General features: G+C 64.8%; 17 protein-coding genes. 11 read left to right on the forward strand and 6 right to left on the reverse strand.

What is annotated here, in order from left to right:
• The first annotated feature begins 2 nt into the window (after positions 1 to 2).
• From LSQ66_RS00710 to LSQ66_RS00730, 5 genes are all read left to right on the forward strand, one after another.
• Positions 3 to 374: a P-loop NTPase family protein gene (locus tag LSQ66_RS00710; RefSeq protein WP_231767908.1), complete on the forward strand. Its 372-nt coding sequence runs from the start codon at positions 3 to 5 to the stop codon at positions 372 to 374.
• Positions 375 to 488: 114 nt separating this feature from the next.
• Positions 489 to 746, forward strand: coding sequence for a BTH_I0359 family protein (locus LSQ66_RS00715; protein ID WP_231767909.1), 258 nt, complete (start codon positions 489 to 491; stop codon positions 744 to 746).
• A 195-nt stretch (positions 747 to 941) separates the two neighbouring features.
• Positions 942 to 2,222 (forward strand): EAL and HDOD domain-containing protein, encoded by a 1,281-nt coding sequence (locus tag LSQ66_RS00720; protein WP_231767910.1) that lies wholly within the window; start codon positions 942 to 944, stop codon positions 2,220 to 2,222.
• Positions 2,223 to 2,297: 75 nt separating this feature from the next.
• Positions 2,298 to 3,239 (forward strand): ABC transporter ATP-binding protein, encoded by a 942-nt coding sequence (locus LSQ66_RS00725; protein ID WP_231767911.1) that lies wholly within the window; start codon positions 2,298 to 2,300, stop codon positions 3,237 to 3,239.
• Between the two features lie 9 nt (positions 3,240 to 3,248).
• A complete protein-coding gene (locus LSQ66_RS00730) occupies positions 3,249 to 4,523 on the forward strand; it encodes an ABC transporter permease (protein ID WP_231767912.1) in 1,275 nt (424 codons plus the stop codon).
• A gap of 4 nt (positions 4,524 to 4,527) precedes the next feature.
• On the opposite strand, the gene LSQ66_RS00735 is transcribed toward LSQ66_RS00730, so the two are convergent.
• Positions 4,528 to 4,905: an SPW repeat protein gene (locus LSQ66_RS00735; RefSeq protein ID WP_231767913.1), complete on the reverse strand. Its 378-nt coding sequence runs from the start codon at positions 4,903 to 4,905 to the stop codon at positions 4,528 to 4,530.
• 138 nt (positions 4,906 to 5,043) lie between these two features.
• On the reverse strand, positions 5,044 to 8,823 hold the full coding sequence (metH, locus tag LSQ66_RS00740; RefSeq protein WP_231767914.1) for a methionine synthase: 3,780 nt from the start codon (positions 8,821 to 8,823) through the stop codon (positions 5,044 to 5,046).
• A gap of 154 nt (positions 8,824 to 8,977) precedes the next feature.
• Between metH and LSQ66_RS00745 the strand changes: the two genes are divergently transcribed.
• Positions 8,978 to 9,598: a cysteine hydrolase family protein gene (locus LSQ66_RS00745; RefSeq protein WP_231767915.1), complete on the forward strand. Its 621-nt coding sequence runs from the start codon at positions 8,978 to 8,980 to the stop codon at positions 9,596 to 9,598.
• A gap of 4 nt (positions 9,599 to 9,602) precedes the next feature.
• A complete protein-coding gene (locus LSQ66_RS00750; protein WP_231767916.1) occupies positions 9,603 to 10,001 on the forward strand; it encodes a tautomerase family protein in 399 nt (132 codons plus the stop codon).
• Here LSQ66_RS00750 and LSQ66_RS24650 read toward each other — a convergent pair.
• The 4 genes from LSQ66_RS24650 to def all read right to left on the reverse strand — a co-directional run bounded on the left by LSQ66_RS24650 (position 9,982) and on the right by def (position 14,342).
• A complete protein-coding gene (locus tag LSQ66_RS24650) occupies positions 9,982 to 11,616 on the reverse strand; it encodes a methyl-accepting chemotaxis protein (RefSeq protein WP_269449125.1) in 1,635 nt (544 codons plus the stop codon). The two genes, LSQ66_RS00750 and LSQ66_RS24650, sit on opposite strands and share 20 nt — an antisense overlap.
• A 158-nt stretch (positions 11,617 to 11,774) precedes the next feature.
• Positions 11,775 to 12,668: a LysR family transcriptional regulator gene (locus LSQ66_RS00760; protein WP_231767917.1), complete on the reverse strand. Its 894-nt coding sequence runs from the start codon at positions 12,666 to 12,668 to the stop codon at positions 11,775 to 11,777.
• Between the two features lie 158 nt (positions 12,669 to 12,826).
• Complete coding sequence (fmt, locus tag LSQ66_RS00765; RefSeq protein ID WP_231767918.1) at positions 12,827 to 13,783, reverse strand: methionyl-tRNA formyltransferase; 957 nt, start codon at positions 13,781 to 13,783, stop codon at positions 12,827 to 12,829.
• A 19-nt stretch (positions 13,784 to 13,802) separates the two neighbouring features.
• Positions 13,803 to 14,342: a peptide deformylase gene (gene def / locus LSQ66_RS00770; RefSeq protein WP_231767919.1), complete on the reverse strand. Its 540-nt coding sequence runs from the start codon at positions 14,340 to 14,342 to the stop codon at positions 13,803 to 13,805.
• A gap of 186 nt (positions 14,343 to 14,528) precedes the next feature.
• Between def and LSQ66_RS00775 the strand changes: the two genes are divergently transcribed.
• From LSQ66_RS00775 to LSQ66_RS00790, 4 genes are all read left to right on the forward strand, one after another.
• Positions 14,529 to 15,635, forward strand: coding sequence for a LysM peptidoglycan-binding domain-containing protein (locus LSQ66_RS00775; RefSeq protein ID WP_231767920.1), 1,107 nt, complete (start codon positions 14,529 to 14,531; stop codon positions 15,633 to 15,635).
• A gap of 8 nt (positions 15,636 to 15,643) precedes the next feature.
• Positions 15,644 to 16,789, forward strand: coding sequence for a DNA-processing protein DprA (gene dprA / locus LSQ66_RS00780; protein ID WP_231767921.1), 1,146 nt, complete (start codon positions 15,644 to 15,646; stop codon positions 16,787 to 16,789).
• Positions 16,790 to 16,841: 52 nt separating this feature from the next.
• Positions 16,842 to 17,306 carry a DUF494 family protein gene (locus LSQ66_RS00785; RefSeq protein WP_231767922.1) on the forward strand — a complete coding sequence of 155 codons (465 nt, stop codon included), beginning with the start codon at positions 16,842 to 16,844 and terminating at the stop codon, positions 17,304 to 17,306.
• A 209-nt stretch (positions 17,307 to 17,515) separates the two neighbouring features.
• Positions 17,516 to 20,125, forward strand: a complete 2,610-nt coding sequence (locus LSQ66_RS00790) for a DNA topoisomerase III (protein WP_231767923.1) — start codon at positions 17,516 to 17,518, stop codon at positions 20,123 to 20,125.
• Positions 20,126 to 20,146 lie beyond the last annotated feature (21 nt).

Here is a 20,146-nt window from a genome sequence, read left to right on the forward strand (position 1 = left end):
CCGTGCTTCCGGTCACCCTGGTCACGGGCCCCGGCGCCGCCCTGCGCGAACGCGCCATCGCCGCCCGCCTGGAGCAGGGCAGCGACACCGCCATCATCCTCGAAGGCCTGGCCGAAGCCGGGTCGCCCCTGGCCGATTTCGCGGACCTGCCGCCGGACGCGTGGCGGCCCGCCATCCACCGCATCGCCCCCGGCTGCCTTTGCTGCGCCGGAAACCTCGTTTTGCGTGTAACATTGAATCGCATATTGCGCCGTCCCCCGGCGCAGCTCTTTATCAGCCTGGCTGATCCCGCCCATGTGGGACAGCTCCGCGCTTCGTTGTCGGCGGCGCCCTACGACACACTGCTTTGTCTAGGAGCCGACCTGGCCGCCTGAGGCCACACTACTGCCGCAATCGTACGGCTCCCTTGAAATTGGCTGCTACAGCCTCACTTCGTTATGGACGGCGGAAACTCATCCGGTTCCCGCCCCTGGAGAAAAGGAAGCGATATGAACCTCATCTACAACAGCGAGCAGTACAGTGTTGTCGAATTCGGCGCCGACCGCGACCTCGAAGCCCTGCGTTTCGGCGGCTATGAAATCGTCGACAAGGGAGGCAAGCGGGAGATCTTCATCGCCGGCGTGCTGGCGCAGAATTTCCGGCGCGACGTCAACCAGCTTATCGCCAACGAACCCACCATGGAAGAGATCGACGAGTTCCTGGGCAGCTACGACTCACTGATGAGCCAGCCTGTCCTCCTGCATTGATCCCGTCCCAATCCCGCCACATCCCGTCCGGCTGAGCGCTCGCCGGACGGCTTTTCTGCTACATTCCTCTGAACCGCCCGCCGTCCCAGTCAGGACAATCGTCCCGGATTCATTGCCTAATGGCAAATGAATTTTGTAAAAATTTCAACAGAACACGCGCTTTAATGTCAAAATAGCAGGCAAGAGGAATTTCCCATGATCGACATTTCCCTCAACGATCCCGCTTCCAGGAGTTTGCGCGTGCGAGAGTTTTACCTGGGCAGGCAGCCTATCCTGGACCGCAACCAGGACCTGTTCGGCTACGAGCTGCTGTTCCGCAATGCCCCCGTGGGCCCGGCCCATATCGATACCGAACTGACGGCCACGGCCGCCGTCATCGCCCACGCCTCCCAGCTGGGCATGGAGAAGGTGATCGGCGACGCCCTGGGCTTCGTCAACGTGGATGCCGAAGCCATCATGAGCGACATCTTCGGTTTCCTGCCCCGCGAAAAGGTGGTGCTGGAAGTGGTGGAGACCATGAGCCCCACGCCCGCCGTACTGGCGCGCATGGCCGATCTGGCGAGCCATGGCTTCCGTTTCGCCCTGAACGATGTGCGCGGCGACAGCGGCCACGTGCAGGACATGCTGCCCATGGTCGAGTACGTGAAGATGAGCATGGGCGGCGCCCCGCTGGACAGCCTGGTCAAGCTCGCGCCCCGCTTCCGCCAGGACGGCAAGAAGCTGGTGGCCGGAAAGGTCGAAACGCGCGAGGAGTTCAAGCACGGCCTGGAGCTGGGCTTCGAATTCTTCCAGGGCTATTACTTCTCCAAGCCCCTCATCATGAGCGGCAAGAAGCTCTCGCCTTCCCAGCTGGCCGTGATGGAGCTGATGACCCTGGTCACCTCGGACGCGGACAACCTGGAGATCGAGCGCGCCATCAAGCGCGACGTGTCCCTGGCCCTGAACCTGCTGCGCCTGGTGAACACCCCGGCCGTGGGCGCGCGCCAGCGCATCGATTCCCTGAGCCAGGCCGTCACCATCCTCGGCCGCCGCCAATTGCAGCGCTGGCTGCAGATCATGCTGTATGCCGAGCCAAGCAAGCGCGGCCATTCCATGACGCCCCTGCTCATGCTGGCCGCCACCCGCGGCCGCCTGCTGGAGCTGCTGGCGCAGAAACTGCGGCCCAGCCACCGGCACGACGCGGACGTGGCCTTCACGGTCGGCATCATGTCGCTGATGGATACCCTGTTCGGCATTCCCATGACGGAGATCCTGGCCCAGATTCCCGTGAGCGCGGAAGTGGCCGACGCGCTGCTGGAGCGGGCGGGCTTCTTCGGCGACCTGCTCAGGCTGGCCGAATGCATCGAACGCCTGGAGGAGATGGAGAACCAGATCGTGCCCACCCTGCGCGGGCTGGCCATGTCCACCGAGGAACTGATCGAGCTGGAGATGGCAGCGTTTGAATGGAGCGACACCGTGGTGCGCTACGCATTGTAAAAACGCCATTTTTCCGATAATGTGATTGCGGCGCTGCAAGATTGCAGCGCCGTTTTTCATGATGGGGAGCGGTCGATGGCGCAAGCCTTGCTTGAAGTGAACGGACTGTGCAAGAACTACGGTGAGCGGCGCGCGGTCGACGGCGTCAGCTTCCAGGTCAGGCGCGGCCAGACGGTGGGCCTGCTGGGCCCGAACGGCGCGGGAAAATCCACCACGGTCAGCCTCATCTGCGGCCTGCTGCGGCGCGACGCGGGCAATGTCCTGCTCGACGGCCAGCCGGTGGGGGAGGGCGACAGCGCGGCCAAGCGCCAGATCGGCCTCGTGCCCCAGGACCTGGCTCTCTACGAAGAACTGCCCGCCATCGACAACCTCAAGCTCTTCGGCGCGCTCTACGGCCTGAAGGGCGCGAAGCTGGCCCAGCGCTGCCAGGACGTGCTGGAGCTGGTGCGGCTGGCCGACCGCGCGAAGGACAAGCCCGCCACCTTCTCGGGCGGCATGAAGCGCCGCCTCAACATCGCCGCGGCGCTCCTGCACGAGCCCGCGCTGCTGATCCTGGACGAGCCTACCGTGGGCGTCGACCCCCAGAGCCGCAACGCCATCTTCGATACGCTGGAAGCGCTCAAGGCCCAGGGCCGCTCGCTCATCTACACGAGCCACTACATGGAAGAGGTGGAGCGCCTGGCCGACCATATCGTGATCATCGACCACGGCAAGGTGCTGGCGGACGAAAGCCCGGCCGCCCTGCATGCCCGCCTGCCGGCGCAGGCCGCGCTGCACGTGGAGCTGGCGGCGCCCGCCGATGCGGCGCTGGCCGCGGCCGTGCAGCTGCTGCCCGGCGTGGCGCGGGTGGAGGCCCAGGGCGCGGGGCTCGACATCGGCCTGTCCGGCACGGACGCCGCCGCGCCCGTGCTGCGCTGGCTCGACGAACAGGGCCACAAGCTGGTCCACTTCGCCACCGCCCGCAGCAAGCTCGAAGACATTTTCCTGACCCTGACCGGCCGCAGCCTGCGCGACTGAGGACATCCAATGACAGCCCTGATTGCCCTGATCCGCAAGGATCTCAAGCTTTACCTCAACGACAAGCGCGCCCTGATGCTGAACCTGCTCATGCCCATCGTGCTGGCAGCCTTCTTCGGTTCCCTCTTCGGCGGCGCGGGCGAAAGCAAGACCAGCAAGATCGATATCGGCCTCGTGCAGGAAGACAGTTCGGCCGTTGGCAGAAAGATCGGCGACGGCCTGAAGGCCGACACGAGCTTGCGCGTGGCCGAGATGAGCCGTGAAGAGGCGCAGCAGCGCGTGAAGAGCGGCAAGCTGGGCGTGGCCGTCGTCATTCCCGCCGGTTTCGGCGAGAGGGCGGGCAGCGCCCTGTTCGGCGCGGGCGCCAAGCCCGAGCTGCCGCTGTACTACGACCCCTCGCAGTCCACGGTGCTGGCCATGGTCAAGGGCCTGCTCACCCAGCACGTGATGCAGACCGTGAGCGCGGAGATGTTCAACGGCGAAACGGGCCGCCGCTTCACGGACCAGAGCCTGCAGCAGATGGAAGGCCGCAAGGACGACGCGGAGCTGACGGAGCTGCTGGGCAGCCTGAAGAAGTTCCAGGCCAGGGAAGACAGCAAGGCCGCTGCGGCGGGCGGCGCGGGCGGCAAGGCGGGCCTCTCCATGCCCTTCGACACGAAGGACGAGGCCCTGAGCTCCGGACCCAGGTACAACGGCTACGCCCATTCCTTCGCGGGCATGGGCGTGCAGTTCATTCTCTTCATGGGCGTGGACCTGGGCATCGGCATCCTGCTCGCCCGCCGCATGGGCATCTGGAACCGGCTGCTCGCGGCGCCCGTGACGCTGAACCAGGTGCTGCTGGCGCGCGCGCTGTCCGGCGCCATCATCGCACTGGGCCTGCTGGTGGCGATCTTCCTGTGCGGCGTGCTGATCTTCAAGGTCGAGATCAGCAATCCCGCAGGCTTCCTCATGGTGGGCCTGGGCTTTGCGCTCATGACGGCGGCCTTCGGCCTGCTGATCGCCGCCTTCGGCAAGACGCCGGAAGCGGCGCGCGGCATGGCCGTCTTCGCTACCCTCATCATGGTGATGCTGGGCGGCGCATGGGTGCCATCCTTTATCTTCCCCGAATGGATGCAGACGCTCACCATCGTCATTCCGACGCGCTGGGCGGTCGACGGGCTGGACGCCATGACGTGGCGCGGCCTCGGCATGGAAGCCGCGCTGCGCTGCACGGCCGTGCAGCTGGCGTTCGCCGCAGGTTTCGGCCTGCTGGCCTTGTGGAAGTTCCGCGCCGAACGGCGCTGAACCCTCAGGTGGCCGCGCCCGCGCCCGGCCACTTGTGCAGGGCAGGGTCGACCGCGATTTCCCATCCCGCCAGGATGGCCGCCGCCAGGCCGGCGATGAGGTTATTCCACATCATGGCGATGTGGTCGAAGCCCGCGAACAGCACCCAGGGCGACAGGGCTACCCACAGGCCGAGCAGCACGGTGCCCACCACGGCCCAGAAGTAGCGCTTGTAGAGATCGAAGGCGGCCAGCACCGCCATGGCGAGGCCGCAGACGAAGGCGTTCCAGGCGTGCGGCGAAGGGATGGTGTAGGCGAAGATCCACGGCGTCAGGAAGAGCCAGATGCCGAGCAGCAGGATCAGCTCATCCTGCCAGCGTTTCAACATGCGAATTTCTACCATGATGCCCTCCTTGTGAAGTGAGTCCTGCTTGGACTGCACTTTTCTCGGAAGGTTCCGTGGCAGAGGGGACAGACCCTGCTTTCGGCGTAGCCGAAACCAGGGACTCGCCGTCCGCGTCTGTCCCCTCTGCCGCTGGCTTTACAGGTTCGGCGCGAGCCAGCGCTCCAGTTCGTCCTTGGACACGTGGCGGCGGGCGGCCATGTCGTCCAGCTGGTCCGCGTTGATCTTGCCGATGCTGAAGTACTTCGACTGAGGGTGCGCCAGGTAGAAGCCGGACACCGCCGCGCCGGGATACATGGCAAACGACTCGGTCAGCTGCATGCCGATCTCTTCCGCCTGCAGCACCTTGAACATGTCCGCCTTCACCGTATGCTCCGGGCAGGCCGGATAGCCCGGCGCCGGACGGATGCCCGCGTACTCCTCCTTGATGAGGGCCTCGTTGCTCAGCTGTTCGCCGGCCGCATAACCCCACAGGTCCTTGCGCACGCGCTCGTGCAGGTACTCTGCAAAGGCCTCGGCCAGGCGGTCGGCCAGGGCTTTGAGCATGATGGAGGAATAGTCGTCGTGCGCGTCCTCGAAGCGCTTCTCGTGCTTCTCGATGCCCAGGCCCGCCGTCACGGCGAACATGCCCACGTAATCCTGCTTGCCCGACTCCTTCGGCGCCACGAAGTCCGAGAGCGCCTGGTTCGGGCGCTGCACGCCGTCCACCACGGGACGCACGCCCTGCTGGCGCAGGCCGTACCAGGTAAAGGCTACTTGCGAGCGCGACTCGTCGGTGTAAATCTCGATATCGTCGTCGTTCACGCTGTTCGCCGGCAGCAGGGCGATCACGCCATTGGCGGTGAGCCAGCGGCCGTCGATGATCTGCTTGAGCAGGGCCTGGCCTTCTTCGAAGACCTTGCGCGCCGCTTCGCCCACCACCTCATCCTGCAGGATGGCGGGGTAGGGGCCCGCCAGGTCCCAGGTCTGGAAGAAGGGGCCCCAGTCGATGTATTGCGCAATGGTGGCCAGGTCCACGTTCTTGAACACGCGGCGGCCGATGAACTTGGGCTTCACGGGCGCGTAGTCCAGCTTTGCCTTGTTGGCGCGGGCCGCCGCCAGCGTCACGGTCGGCAGCGCCTTCTTGTTCGCATGCTGTTCGCGGATGCGGGCGTAGTCCTGTTCCACTTCCTCGATGTACTTCTCGCGCTGTTCCGGCGTAAGCAGGGACTGGGCCACGGACACGGAACGCGAAGCGTCCGGCACGTAGACCACGGGGCCCTCGTAGTTGTGGGCGATCTTCACCGCCGTGTGGGCGCGGCTGGTGGTGGCGCCGCCGATCAGCAGCGGGATCTTCATCATGCGGAAGTGGTCGTCGCGCTGCATTTCCTTGGCCACGTGGGCCATTTCTTCCAGCGAAGGCGTGATGAGGCCCGAGAGGCCGATGATGTCGGCGTTCTCCACCTTTGCGCGCGCCAGGATCTCGGAGGCGGGCACCATCACGCCCATGTTCACCACTTCGAAGTTATTGCACTGCAGGACCACGGACACGATGTTCTTGCCGATGTCGTGCACGTCGCCCTTCACGGTGGCGATCACGATCTTGCCCTTCGGCTTGGCCACGATGCCGGTGCGCTTTTCCTCGGCCAGCTTTTCCTCTTCGATGAAGGGAATGAGGTGGGCCACGGCCTGCTTCATCACGCGCGCCGACTTCACCACCTGCGGCAGGAACATCTTGCCCTGCCCGAACAGGTCGCCGACGATGTTCATGCCGTCCATCAGCGGGCCCTCGATCACATTGATCGGTCGGCCGCCGGATGCCGCCACCTGCTGGCGCATTTCCTCGGTGTCCTCGGTGATGAACTGGGTGATGCCGTGCACCAGGGCGTGCGCCAGGCGCCTCTCCACGGGCGCTTCGCGCCATTCGAGGTTGGCGGCTTCCTGCTTGCCGCCCGCTTTGAGCGTGCCGGCGAATTCGATCATGCGCTCGGTGGCGTCTTCGCGGCGGTTCAGCACCACGTCCTCCACGCGCTCGCGCAGCTCGGCGGGCAGGTCGTCGTACACGCCCACCATGCCCGCGTTGACGATACCCATCGTCATCCCGGCCTTGATGGCGTGGTAGAGGAAGACGGTGTGGATCGCCTCGCGCGCCGGATCGTTGCCGCGGAAGGAGAAGGAGACGTTGGACACGCCGCCCGAGATCTTCGCGTGCGGCAGGTTTTCCTTGATCCAGCGCGTGGCATTGATGAAGTCCACGGCGTAGTTGTTGTGTTCTTCGATGCCGGTGGCAATGGCGAAGATGTTGGGGTCGAAGATGATGTCCTCGGGCGGGAACTCCACCACCTCGGTCAGCACCTTGTAGGCGCGGGCGCAGATCTCGATCTTGCGCTCATAGGTATCGGCCTGGCCCTTCTCGTCGAAGGCCATCACGATCACGGCGGCGCCGTAGCGGCGGCACAGGCGGGCCTGGCGCACGAATTCCTCCTCGCCTTCCTTCAGCGAGATGGAGTTCACGATGGACTTGCCCTGCACGCACTTCAGGCCCGCCTCGATCACCGACCATTTGGACGAGTCGATCATGATGGGCACGCGCGAAATGTCGGGCTCGGAGGCGATCAGGTTCAGGAAGCGGGTCATGGCCGCCTGCGAGTCCAGCATCGCTTCGTCCATGTTGATGTCGATGACCTGTGCGCCGTTCTCCACCTGCTGGCGCGCGACGGACAGGGCCTCGTCGTACTGCTCGTTCAGGATCATGCGGGCGAAGGCCTTGGAGCCGGTGACGTTGGTGCGCTCGCCCACGTTCACGAAAAGGGAGCTGTCGTCGATGGTGAAGGGCTCCAGGCCGGAAAGGCGCTGCGCCACCGGAATCTCCGGCACGGCGCGCGGCTTCACGTCCTTGAGCAGGGCGGCGATGGCGGCAATATGGTCCGGCGTGGTGCCGCAGCAGCCGCCCGCCACGTTGATGAAGCCCGCCTCAGCGAACTCGCGCAGCAGGGACGAGGTATCGGCAGGCAGCTCGTCGAAGCCCGTATCGCTCATGGGGTTGGGCAGGCCGGCGTTCGGGTAGATGGAGATGAAGGTATCGGCGATCTGCGACAGCTCCTCGGCATAGGGGCGCATGAGGGCCGCGCCCAGCGCGCAGTTCAGGCCGATGGTGAGCGGCCTGGCGTGGCGCACCGAGTTCCAGAAGGCCGGCACGGTCTGGCCGGACAGGATGCGGCCCGAGGCGTCGGTCACGGTGCCCGAGATCATCAGGGGCAGGCGCTCGCGTTCCGGGTGTTCGCTGAAGTACAGGTCGATGGCGAAGAGCGCCGCCTTGCAGTTCAGCGTGTCGAAGATGGTTTCCACCAGCAGCAGGTCGGCGCCGCCGTCCACCAGGCCGCGCACCTGCTCGTGGTAGCCCGCCACCAGCTGGTCGAAGGTGATGTTGCGCGCGCCCGGGTCGTTCACGTCCGGCGAGATCGAGGCTGTCTTCGGCGTCGGGCCGAGGGCGCCTGCAACGAAGCGCGGCTTGTCCGGCGTGCTGTACTTCGCGGCGGCGGCCTTGGCCAGCTTGGCCGCCTCCACGTTCATCTCATAGGCCAGGTGGGCCATGTGATAGTCGTCCTGCGCGATGGAGGTCGCGCCGAAGGTATTCGTTTCGATCAGGTCGGCCCCGGCGGCCAGGTAGCGTTCGTGAATCTCCTGGATGACCTGCGGCTGCGTCAGCGTGAGCAGCTCATTGTTCCCCTTGACGAAGAGTTCGCGGGCGCCGCTGCCTTCCGGCGCGGTGAAGCCGATGAAGCGGCCATTGGGGCCGCCGCGGTATGCCTCCTCGTCCAGCTTGTACTGCTGGATGATGGTGCCCATCGCGCCATCGAGGAACATGATGCGGCGCGCGAGGATCTCGCGCAGTTGCGCTTCGGTCTTGGAGGCGGGACGGGTCGCAGTCTTAGTCATTTGATACTTTCTTTTGCCGGGTCTGAAATTATACCTGTGGCCCATGGCGCCTGCATCTGTGCGAAAAATGCACAAATCATGTGCCGCCGGACGGCTACCCCCGCCGCTCTGCCGGACCTACCATGCACCCATCGCAATTCACAGGGAGCATGCCATGACACAGACCATCCGCAGCATCGGCGGCGCCAAGCCCGCCGCCGCCATCGACCCGGCCAGCACCGCCCTGGTGCTGATCGACTTCCAGAACGAGTACTACGACGGCCGCCTGCCCATCCCGGACGGCATGGGGGCGCTGCGCAACGCGCTGGCGCTGGTGCGCCATGCGGACCGGCACGGCATTCCGGTCTTCCACGTGCGCCACCAGGGCGCCGTCGGCGGGCCGATCTTCGCCCGGGGCAGCCGCATGGCCGAGATCCATCCCGAGCTGGCGCCGCAACCTCACCACCATGTGGTGGACAAGACCACCGTGAGCACCTTTGCCAGCACCGATCTGGATGCCCAGTTGCGGGCGATGGGCGTGAAGACCCTGATCGTGTCCGGCCTCATGACGCATATGTGCGTGTCAACGGCAGTGCGCGACGCCCGCCAGTTCGGCGACCGCAATTACAGCGTGCTGCTGGCGGCGGATGCCTGCGCCACCCGCGATATCGAGGGCTGGGACGGCGGCGTGGTAAGCCACGCCGTGCTGCACGGAGCAACCCTCACCGCGCTGTCCGACAATTTTGCCGAAGTGCTGCCCACCGCAGCGATCATCAACCTGCCTGTCAAGGAGTAAGGCCATGCCCATCCTGAACATCACCGTCAGCGGCACCCCGGATACGGTGCCGTCCCATAAAGTCGCCGCCATCCTCAAGGAACACACGGAAGGCATCCTGCACAAGGCGCCGGCGCTGACCTCCATTGCGGTCCACTATGCCGATCCCGCGCACTGGTATGTGGGCGACTCGCTGGCTGCCCAGAAGAAGGCGACCTTCTTCCTGGACATTAAGATCAGCGACGAAACCAATACGGCCAGCGAAAAGGCGGCCTATATCGCGGCGGTCTACCGCGACATGGCCGCCTTGCTGGGCGAGCTGCATGAGGTGAGCTACGTCCACATCGACGATGCCCGTCCCGCAGCCTGGGGCTGGGGCGGGCTGACGCAGCAGTTCCGCGCCGTCAGTAAGATGCTGACCTGACGCGCAGGGGAAGGGAAGCGGCGCGGCGCGCAGGCGCCAGCTGCTGGGGCGCCGCGGCGGCGGCCAGCTTGAAGATGCTCACCGCTTCCTGCAGCATGCGGGCCTGTTCGCTCAAGCTGCTGGCGGTGGCCGCCGCTTCTTCCACCAGGGCCGCGTTTTCCTGCGTGGTCTGGTCCATGAGCGAGACGGCGCGGTTCACTTCTTCGATGCCGTGGCTCTGCTCCTGGCTGGCGCTGGCGATTTCGTTCATGATCTGCGTCACTCGTTCCACCGAGTCCACGATCTGCGCCATCGTGCTGCCCGCCTTTGCCACCTGGCTCGCGCCGTCGTTGACATGTTCGACGGAGGTGCCGATCAGGGCCTTGATTTCCTTGGCCGCGGAGGCCGAGCGCTGGGCGAGGTTGCGCACTTCCGAAGCCACCACCGCGAAGCCGCGTCCCTGCTCGCCAGCGCGCGCCGCTTCCACGGCCGCATTCAGGGCCAGGATATTGGTCTGGAAGGCGATGCTGTCGATCACGCTGATGATGTCCACCACCTTGCTGGAGCTCTGCTTGATCTGCTCCATCGTGAGCACCACCTTTTCCACCACCTCGCCGCCCTGGCGCGCCACGTCCGCCGTGCCCTCGACCAGGGTGCTGGCCTGGAAGGCGTTCTCCGCATTCTTCTTGACGGCGTTGGTCAGCTCGTCCATCGCCGCCGCCGTTTCCTCCAGCGAGCTGGCCTGGGATTCGGTGCGCGACGACAGGTCCATATTCCCCTGCGCCAGTTGCGTCGAGGCGGAAGCGATGGTGTGCGAGGCTTCGCTGACGCGCGCCATGCTCTGGTTCAGGCTTCGGTTCATTTCGCCCAGCGCCTGCATCAGCTGGCCCGCCTCGTCGTCGGCGTGATCGTCGTGCTGCTGTGCGAGATCGCCGTTGGCCACGGCCTGCGCCGCCTCCACCGCCTTGTGCAGCGGGGTGACGATGCTGCGCGCGATCAGGATGGAGACCACCACGCCGCCAGTTACCGACAGCACGAACATCGCGATCATGAGCGTGTTGGCGGTGCTGATGCGTTCGCGCGCAAGCGCTTCGTCCTCCGCCAGGCGCTTGGCAGTGATATCCACCAGCTGGTTCACCTGGGACAGATGGGCGGCATAGTGCTTCGAAACGCGGGCCATGGCCGCATGGGCCGCTTCCTGGTCGCTCTTCTGCACGGCCGGAATCAGCTCGTTGAAGACAGCCTTGTAGAAATCGAGCGCGGGGGCATGGGTCTTTTGCAGGATGCCTTCGGCGATGTCCTTGTCCAGCACCTGCTGTTCCCAGTACTTGTGCCGCTCGTCGTATTCCGCCTTGAGTTTCTGCATGCGCGCCACCAGTGCATCCTTGCGCGCCTGGTCCTGCGCTTCGAGCAGCTGGTATCCGGCGAGATAGGACTCGATCACGAATTCAGGCGGGGGCAGGATGTCCGCGATGACGTCCTTGCCGAGAACGATGCGGCCGTACAGCGGGCCGTTGACCGCCAGTTCCTGCGTGGTCTTGAAGGACCACACGCCGAACAGGCCGAAGCCGAATAGAAAAATACCAACGAGTATGCCCAGGCGGCGGGCTACCCCTACCTGTCTGATCATGTCCATTTTGTCTCTCCAAAAATTGTTTTTTTTGTAGGAGATGAGTCTCTCGTGAAAACTCACCAATTGTCACAGCGTAGCGGAGAACGTGCGGCGTTTGTCAGCTAACGTGCAACAAATGGGCAAATGTCCCGGTTTTCGGGCTTTGGAAACGTTTGTCCTTGTCAGGGTTTGTTGTAAATGGACACAGCGAAGTCCACGAAGGCCCTGACCTTCGGCGAGAGGTGGCGGTTCTGGGGGTAGAGCGCGTAGAGTTCGCGCGGTTTCATGGGGTAGGCGGGCAGCACTTCCTGGAGCTCGCCCCGGTCCAGTTCCGGCTGGACGATGAACGAGGCCGTGGTGGCGATGCCGATGCCCGCCACGGCCGCGCCGCGCAGGGCGATGCCGGTATTGGCCTGGAAGCTGCCCTTGACGGTCACCGTCTTGCGGCTGCCGTCCGGCATGGCGAAATTCCAGTCGTTGGGGCGAGCGACCTGGGTGTAGGTGAGGCAGTTGTGCCGGGCCAGGTCGTCCGGCGTGGCGGGATGGCCGTGGCGTTTCAGGTAGGCCGGGCTGGCCACCAGCATGGTGCGGCTGCTGCCCAGGCGGCGCGCCACGAGGGTGGAGTCGGGCAGCTCGCGCGTGAGGCGCAGGCCGACGTCGAAGCCTTCCTCGATCAGGTCCACGATGCGGTCGTTGCACACAAGGTCCACATGCAGTTCGGGATACTGGGCGATGAATTCAGGCAGCCAGTTCGAGAGCTCCAGCACGCCGAAGGCCATGGGAGCATTGATGCGCAAGGTGCCGGAAGGGCGGGCCTGGTGGCGGCCCACGTTGCGGTCCGCCTCGTCGAGCGCGTCGAGGATCTGGCGGCTCGCCTCGTAGTAGTCGCGGCCCGCATCGGTCAGGGCGAAGCGGCGTGTGGTCCGGTTCAGGAGCTGGGCGCCGAGATGGGATTCCAGCTGGCGGACCTGGCGCGAGACGATGGTGTGCGAGATGCCCATGGCATCGGCCGCAGCGGTAAAGCTGCCCAGCTCCACGACGCGGCGCAGTGCGCGCAGCGCTGCCAGTTGGTCCATAGATGTCAGGGAGAAGTTTGCGTGCCGCCAGCTTACTGCATGGCCAGCGTAGCGACAAGACGGAGGTCGACCACCGAACGAAGTCCGGCAACTGTGTTCGGTGGCGGACTGCGCTTTCGGGGACAGACCCCATCCGGGGTCTGTCCCCTGTGCCTCAGTTACTCGAATCGCTTGCCCTCGAGCCCGAAGCCCTTGATGAACTCCGCCGCAGGCAGGCGCTTGCCGCCCGGCTTCTGCAGCTCCGTCAGGCGCAGGGCGCCGCTGCCGCAGGCGACCACGATGCCGTGCTGCGCATCGGCCGCCAGCACCTTGCCCGCAGGCGCATCGCTGCCCGCGTCCAGCACCTCGGCGCCCCACAGCTTCACGGCCACACCGTCCACCGTGCCATGCGCGCCGGGGAAGGGGTTGAAGGCGCGGATCTTGCGCCCGATCTCGCGGGCGGACTGGCTGAAGTCCAGCTTCGCCTCTTCCTTCGCGATCTTGGTCGCATAGGTCACGCCTGCCTCGGGCTGCGGCACGGCTTCCACGATGCCCTGTTCCAGCTTGTGCAGGACCTTCACCACCATCTGCGCGCCCATGGCGGCCAGGCGGTCGTGCAGGGTGGCGGTGGTGTCCTGCGGGCCGATGGGCGTGCGCTCGATCAGCAGCATCGGGCCCGTGTCGAGGCCTTCTTCCATCTGCATGATGGTGACGCCGGTTTCCGCATCGCCCGCCTCGATGGCGCGGTGGATGGGCGCCGCGCCGCGCCAGCGCGGCAGCAGCGAGCCGTGGATATTGATGCAGGGTTTGATGTCGAGGGTGCTGCGCGGGAGGATGAGGCCATAGGCCGCCACCACCATCGCGTCATAACCGGTATTGCGCAGCAGTTCGTGCGCTTCCTTCGCCTCCTGGGCGCGCTGGGGATCCTTGCTGTCCATGCGCAGCGAAAGCGGCTGCGCAACGGGAATGCCGTGCGCCACGGCGTACTGCTTGACCGCGGAGGGCTGGAGCTGCATGCCGCGCCCGGCCGGGCGGTCGGGCTGGGTCAGCACCAGGGGAATCTCGAAACCTGCTTCATGCAGGGCCTGCAAGGCAACGGCGGCAAATTCCGGCGTGCCGGCAAAGATCACTTTCATCGACTCCCCTTCTGACGTATCAGCGGCGGCCGGCGGCGCGCAGCGACTTCTCGCGCTCCATGCCGCGTTCTTCCTTCAGCAGCTTGGTCTTGATGCGGTTGCGTTTCAGTGGCGACAGGTACTCGACGAAGACCTTGCCCATCAGGTGGTCCATCTCGTGCTGGATGCACACCGCCATGAGCTCGTCGCAATCCAGTTCGAAGAACTCGCCCTTCACGTTCTGCGCGCGCACCTTCACTTTCGAAGGACGCTCCACGTCGTCGTAGATGCCGGGCACGGAGAGGCAGCCCTCGTCGTACACCTTGCGCTCTTCGCTGGCCCACAGGATCTCGGGATTGATGAAGACCTGGAGCGCGTCCTTGGTTTCGCTCAGGTCGATCACGAGCACGCGCTCGTGCACGTCCACCTGGGTGGCGGCCAGGCCGATGCCCGGCGCGTCGTACATGGTCTCAGCCATGTCGGCCACCAGCGTGGCAAGGCGCTCGTCGAACACGGTGACGGGCTGGGCGACCTTGTGCAGGCGCGGATCGGGGTAGCGGAGAATATTCAGTTTAGCCATACAACGGTGCTTGGTGACTTGATAAGAGTGTTGCCGAACCGCTTTCGGCCCACCACAAAAATGCAACAGATGCGGCTGGCAGCGCCGCGTGGTTTCTCTTGCTAGTTATGGGTAATATGGGCAGAATTTGATTCAGTACGGCAAGGCTTTGAGCCCGCCGGGATGCCGCACGTAACGGATGATTTCATGAAAAATTTTAACACAGTCGGCCCCCGCCTGTTCGCGGCGGCCCTGTTGACCGCTGCTGCGGCCAGCCCCGCGCTGGCTGAGATGCGCTGCGAGTTCAAGCCCAATGCGCCGGACCAGCACGTGGTGGTGAAGGGCGATACCCTGTGGGACATCTCGGGCGCCTTCCTGGAAAAGCCCTGGTGCTGGCCGCAGGTGTGGGGCATGAACCGCGACGAGATCGCCAACCCGCACTGGATCTATCCCGGCCAGATTATCTACTTCGACCGCAAGGCGGGCCGCCTGCGCCTGGGCAACCGCATCGGCGCGGACGGCGGCGGAGCGGGGGACCCCTCCGGCATGCGCCTGTCGCCCCAGCTGCGCATGGAAGGCCTGGGCAAGGATGCCGTGAAGTCCATTCCCAGCGGCGCCATCGAACCTTTCCTGACTGAACCGCTGATCGTCGAAGGCGATGAGCTGAAGGACGCGCCGCGCATCATCGCCACCCAGGAAAACCATGTCTTCATCGGCAAGGGCGACAAGGCCTATGTACGGGGCAAGCTGAATGGCGGCACCTCCTTCCAGGTCTTCCGTCCCGGCAAGCCGCTGCGCGATCCCGTCACCAAGGCGGTGGTGGCGCAGGAGGCCTTCTACCTGGGCACCCTGAAGCTGCAGAAGGAAGCGGAGCCGGGCACGGACGTGCACACCTTCACCGTGGCCAGCGCCAAGGAGGAGATGGGCAAGGGCGACCTCTTGATGCAGGCGCCGCCGATGCCGATGCAGAACTATGTGCCGCATCCGCCCGAAGTGCAGGTGGACGCGCGCGTGCTCGCCATCTACAACGGCGTGACCCATGCTGGCCAGAACCAGGTTGTGAGCATCAATCGCGGAAAGCTTGACGGACTCGATGTCGGCTCCGTGCTGCAGCTGTACCATCGTGGGCAGACGGTTGCCGATCCGGGCGCCAGCAAGGGCTGGCACAACCTGGGGCAGCCCAAGGTCAAGCTGCCGGACGAGGAAGTGGGCAGCCTGTTTATTTTCCGCGTGTTCAAGCATGTTTCCTACGGCCTGATCATGCAGGTGACGGAACCGGTGGAGGTTGGCGACGTCGCTAAAACTGCGGAGTGAGCGACGCCGTGCAAGCCACGGATTCTCCCCAACATGCCAGCCAGGACGCCGAAGAACTCGCGGCCTGGCTGCGCTTCAGCAGCAGCCCTGGCGTGAGCCGCCGCACGGCGGTTGCGCTGGTGCGGCGCTTCGGTTCTCCGCGCGCCGTGCAGCAGGCGCTGGCCGAACATCAGGCCGTCGAAGACAATGCCGGCCTTCCACCACTTACCCACGAGCAGGCGCGAGGCCTTTGCGCCGAGCCTGGCAACGAGCTGCGTGCCCTGGCTGCGCGCACAGTGGAATGGGCGGCGAAGCCGGGCAACACGCTGCTCACCTTCAACGATCCCGCCTATCCGGCGCTCCTGCGCCAGACCGACGATCCGCCCTTGCTGCTTCATATAAAAGGCGACGCGCAGCTGCTGGCTGCGCGCGGCATCGCCATCGTCGGCGCGCGCAACGCATCGCTGCAAGGAAAATTGAACGCGGAGCATTTTGCGCAGAGCCTCTCGGACTTTGGGCTCACTGTCTTCTCCGGCCTGGCACGCGGCATCGACGCCGCCGCGCACCGGGGCGCCCTGCGCGGACGGGCAAGCACGGTGGCGGTGATGGCGACGGGGATTGACCGCATCTATCCCGCCGCCCACCGCGAACTGGCTCACCAGCTTGCGGAGCAGGGCTGCATCGTCAGCGAGTTCGCGCTCGGTACGCCGCCATGCGCATGGCAGTTCCCCGTCCGCAACCGCATCATCAGCGGCCTGGCGCGCGGCGTGCTCGTTGTGGAAGCCGCGGCGGCCTCGGGATCGCTGATCACGGCGCGCAGTGCCGCCGCCCAGAACCGTGAGGTGTTTGCCATTCCCGGTTCCATTCATGCCACGCTGAGCAAGGGTTGTCATCAGCTTCTGCGCGAAGGCGCGGCTTTGGTGGAAACGGTGGACGATGTGTTACATGGCCTGGGCATCAAGGACCGTCCGCGCGAAACAATGTTGACGGAAGAACTTGAACGCAAGGCCCATGTGTTGTTGGATGTCCTCAGTTACGACGCGCATACGGCCGATGCACTGGCCACCCATTTGCAGCTCGATGCGGCGGCCACGCAAGCCTCGCTGCTCGCTCTGGAACTGGCCGGTCTCGTGGAGCGCTTGCCGGGCGGCGCATTCCGCCGTTTGAAGCGTTAAGGCAAGCGTGCGGGACTTGTGCCGCGCCGAGCGATGCTGATAGAGTAGAGCCATGTTCGACATCCTTGTTTACCTCTACGAGACCTACTATCGTCCCGAGGCCTGCCCTGAACCGGCGGCACTGGCCAAGAAGCTATCGGCCGTTGGCTTTGACGATGTGGAAATCTCCGAAGCGCTGGTATGGCTCAACGACCTGACGGCGCTCGCAGGTGTCGAGCAGACGCTGACGGCCTCGTCGACGGGCACGCGTTTCTATGTGGATGAAGAGAAGGACGTGCTGGGTTCCCAGGCCATCGGCTTCATTCTGTTCCTGGAAAGCGCCAAGGTGCTCTCGCCGCTGCAGCGCGAGATCGTGATCGAACGTGCGCTGGCGCTGGAAGAAGCGCCCGTCAACCTCGGCAAGCTCAAGATCATCGTCCTGATGCTGCTGTGGAGCCAGGGCATGGAGCCGGACGCCCTCATGTTCGACGACCTCTTCGCTTCGGATGAAGACCAGGCTCCCCGCCTGCTGCATTAATCCTCCCTTATTGACAACAAGTCAACATGGCGCCCGCTACCGGCGTCCGCTTTGTGCTGTCCGCTTGCGGAATCGCGGGAAGCGCGCTTATTATTGGCCCTTTGACAATACTATACAGACGGCAAGATTGTGGAAACCTTTGGTAAGCCATGCAATCCATGTATCATGCGGCTGCCATACCACCCTAAAGCAAGCGAGAATTCATAAAAATGAGCAAAACCCTCATCATTGCCGAGAAGCCCTCTGTCGCGAACGACATCGCGAAGTCGCTTGGCGGCTTCACGAAGCACGATGAGTACTTTGAATCCGACGAATACGTTCTTTCCTCCGCCGTGGGCCACCTGCTGGAGATCGCGGTCCCGGAGGAGTATGACGTCAAGCGCGGCAAGTGGAGCTTCGCCCACCTGCCCATGATCCCGCCTTACTTCGCGCTGAACCCCATCGCGAAGACCGAGAGCCGCCTGAAGGTGCTCAACAAGCTGATCAAGCGCAAGGACGTCACCGCCCTGATCAACGCATGCGACGCGGGCCGCGAGGGTGAGCTGATCTTCCGCCTGATCGCGCAGAACGCCAAGGCCAAGCAGCCGATCAAACGCCTGTGGCTGCAGTCCATGACGCCCGCCGCCATCCGCGAGGGCTTCGCCCATCTGCGCAGCGACGACGAGATGCTGCCCCTGGCGGACGCCGCGCGCTGCCGCTCTGAAGCGGACTGGCTGATCGGCATCAACGGCACCCGCGCCATGACCGCCTTCAACTCGAAGGAGGGCGGCTTCTACCTGACCACCGTGGGCCGCGTGCAGACGCCAACCCTGTCCATCGTGGTCGAGCGCGAAGACAAGATCAAGAAGTTCGTGCCGCGCGACTACTGGGAAGTGCGCGCCGAATTCGTGTGCGCCGCGGGCGTGTACGAGGGCCGCTGGCTGGACACTAACTTCAAGAAGGACGAGACCGACCCCGAGAAGCGCGCCGAGCGCCTGTGGAGCAAGGCCGCCGCCGACTCCATCGCGCTGGCCTGCAAGGGCAAGCCCGGCACCGTCACCGAGGAGTCGAAGCCGACCACCTCCATGGCGCCGGCCCTGTTCGACCTGACGAGCCTTCAGCGCGAGGCCAACGGCCGCTTCGGCTTCTCCGCCAAGAACACCCTGGGCCTGGCGCAGGCGCTGTACGAGAAGCACAAGGTGCTGACCTATCCGCGTACCGATTCGCGCCATCTGCCGGAAGACTATCTGGGCACGGTGAAGTCCACGCTGGAGGTCCTGAAGGACAGCAACAACTACAACCAGTTCGCCAAGCAGATCCTGGACAAGGGCTGGGTGAAGCCGAACAAGCGCATCTTCGACAACACGAAGATCTCGGACCACTTCGCCATCATCCCGACCGGCGTGGTCCCCAAGGGCCTGTCCGAGCCTGAACAGAAGCTCTACGACCTGGTCACGCGCCGCTTCCTGGCCGTGTTCTTCCCTGCCGCCGAATTCCAGGTGACCACCCGCTACACCGAAGTCTCCGGCCACCAGTTCAAGACCGAAGGCAAGGTGATGACCAATCCGGGCTGGATGGCCATCTACGGCAAGGATGCCGCGGCGGACGACGAGAAGGGCGGTGGCACCCTGGTGCCGGTGGCGAAGGGCGAGAAGGTGCAGACCGAGAAGGTCACGCCGAACGGCCTGGTGACGAAGCCGCCCGCACGCTACACGGAAGCGACGCTGCTCTCCGCCATGGAAGGCGCGGGCAAGCTGGTGGACTCGGACGAGCTGCGCGACGCGATGGCAGGCAAGGGCCTGGGCACGCCGGCCACGCGCGCCGCCATCATCGAAGGCCTGCTGGGGGAGAAATACCTGATCCGCGAAGGCCGCGAGCTCATTCCGACGGCGAAGGCTTCCCAGCTCATGACGCTGCTGCGCGGCCTGGGCGTGAACGAACTGACCGCACCCGAGCTCACCGGCGAGTGGGAGTACAAGCTCTCGCAGATGGAGAAGGGCCGGATCTCGCGTGAAGAATTCATGCGCGAGATCGCGCAGATGACGCAGATTATCGTCAAGCGCGCCAAGGAATACGACAACGACACCATCCCCGGCGACTATGCGACGCTGGTGACGCCGTGCCCGAACTGCGGCGGCGTGGTGAAGGAAAACTATCGCCGCTTCGCCTGCACCAAGTGCGAATTCTCGATGAGCAAAACGCCTGGCAGCCGCCAGTTCGAGATCGCCGAGGTGGAAGAGCTGCTGAAGAACCGCACCATCGGCCCGCTGCAGGGCTTCCGTTCGAAGATGGGGCGTCCGTTCGCGGCCATCCTGCGCATTGTGCGCGACGAGGACATCAACAACTTCAAGCTCGAATTCGACTTCGGCCAGAACGACGAGGAAGGCGAAGAGGGCGAAGGCGTGGACTTCACCGGCCAGACCCCGCTCGGCCCCTGCCCGAAATGCAATGGCGGCGTGTACGAAATGGGCCTGGCCTATGTGTGCGAGCACAGCGTGGCCAAGCCGAAGACCTGCGACTTCCGCAGCGGCCGCATCATCCTGCAGCAGGAGATCCTGCCGGAGCAGATGGCCAAGCTGCTCAACGAAGGCAAGACGGACCTGCTGCCGGGCTTCATCTCGCAGCGCACGCGCCGTCCGTTCAAGGCCTTCCTGGTGAAGGGCAAGGACGGCAAGATCAGCTTCGAGTTCGAAGAGCGCAAGGCCAAGGCGCCCGCGAAGGGCAAGGCCGCGGCAGCGCCGAAGGAAGAAGCCGAAGCCAAGCCTGCGGCCAGGAAGGCCGCGGCGAAGAAAGCTCCGGCGAAGAAAGCAGCAGCGAAAAAGACGGTCGCAGCGGAATGACGGGCAGGGGACAGACCCCAT

The sequence above is a fragment of the Massilia endophytica genome, assembly GCF_021165955.1.
Lineage (GTDB): Bacteria > Pseudomonadota > Gammaproteobacteria > Burkholderiales > Burkholderiaceae_D > Rugamonas > Rugamonas endophytica.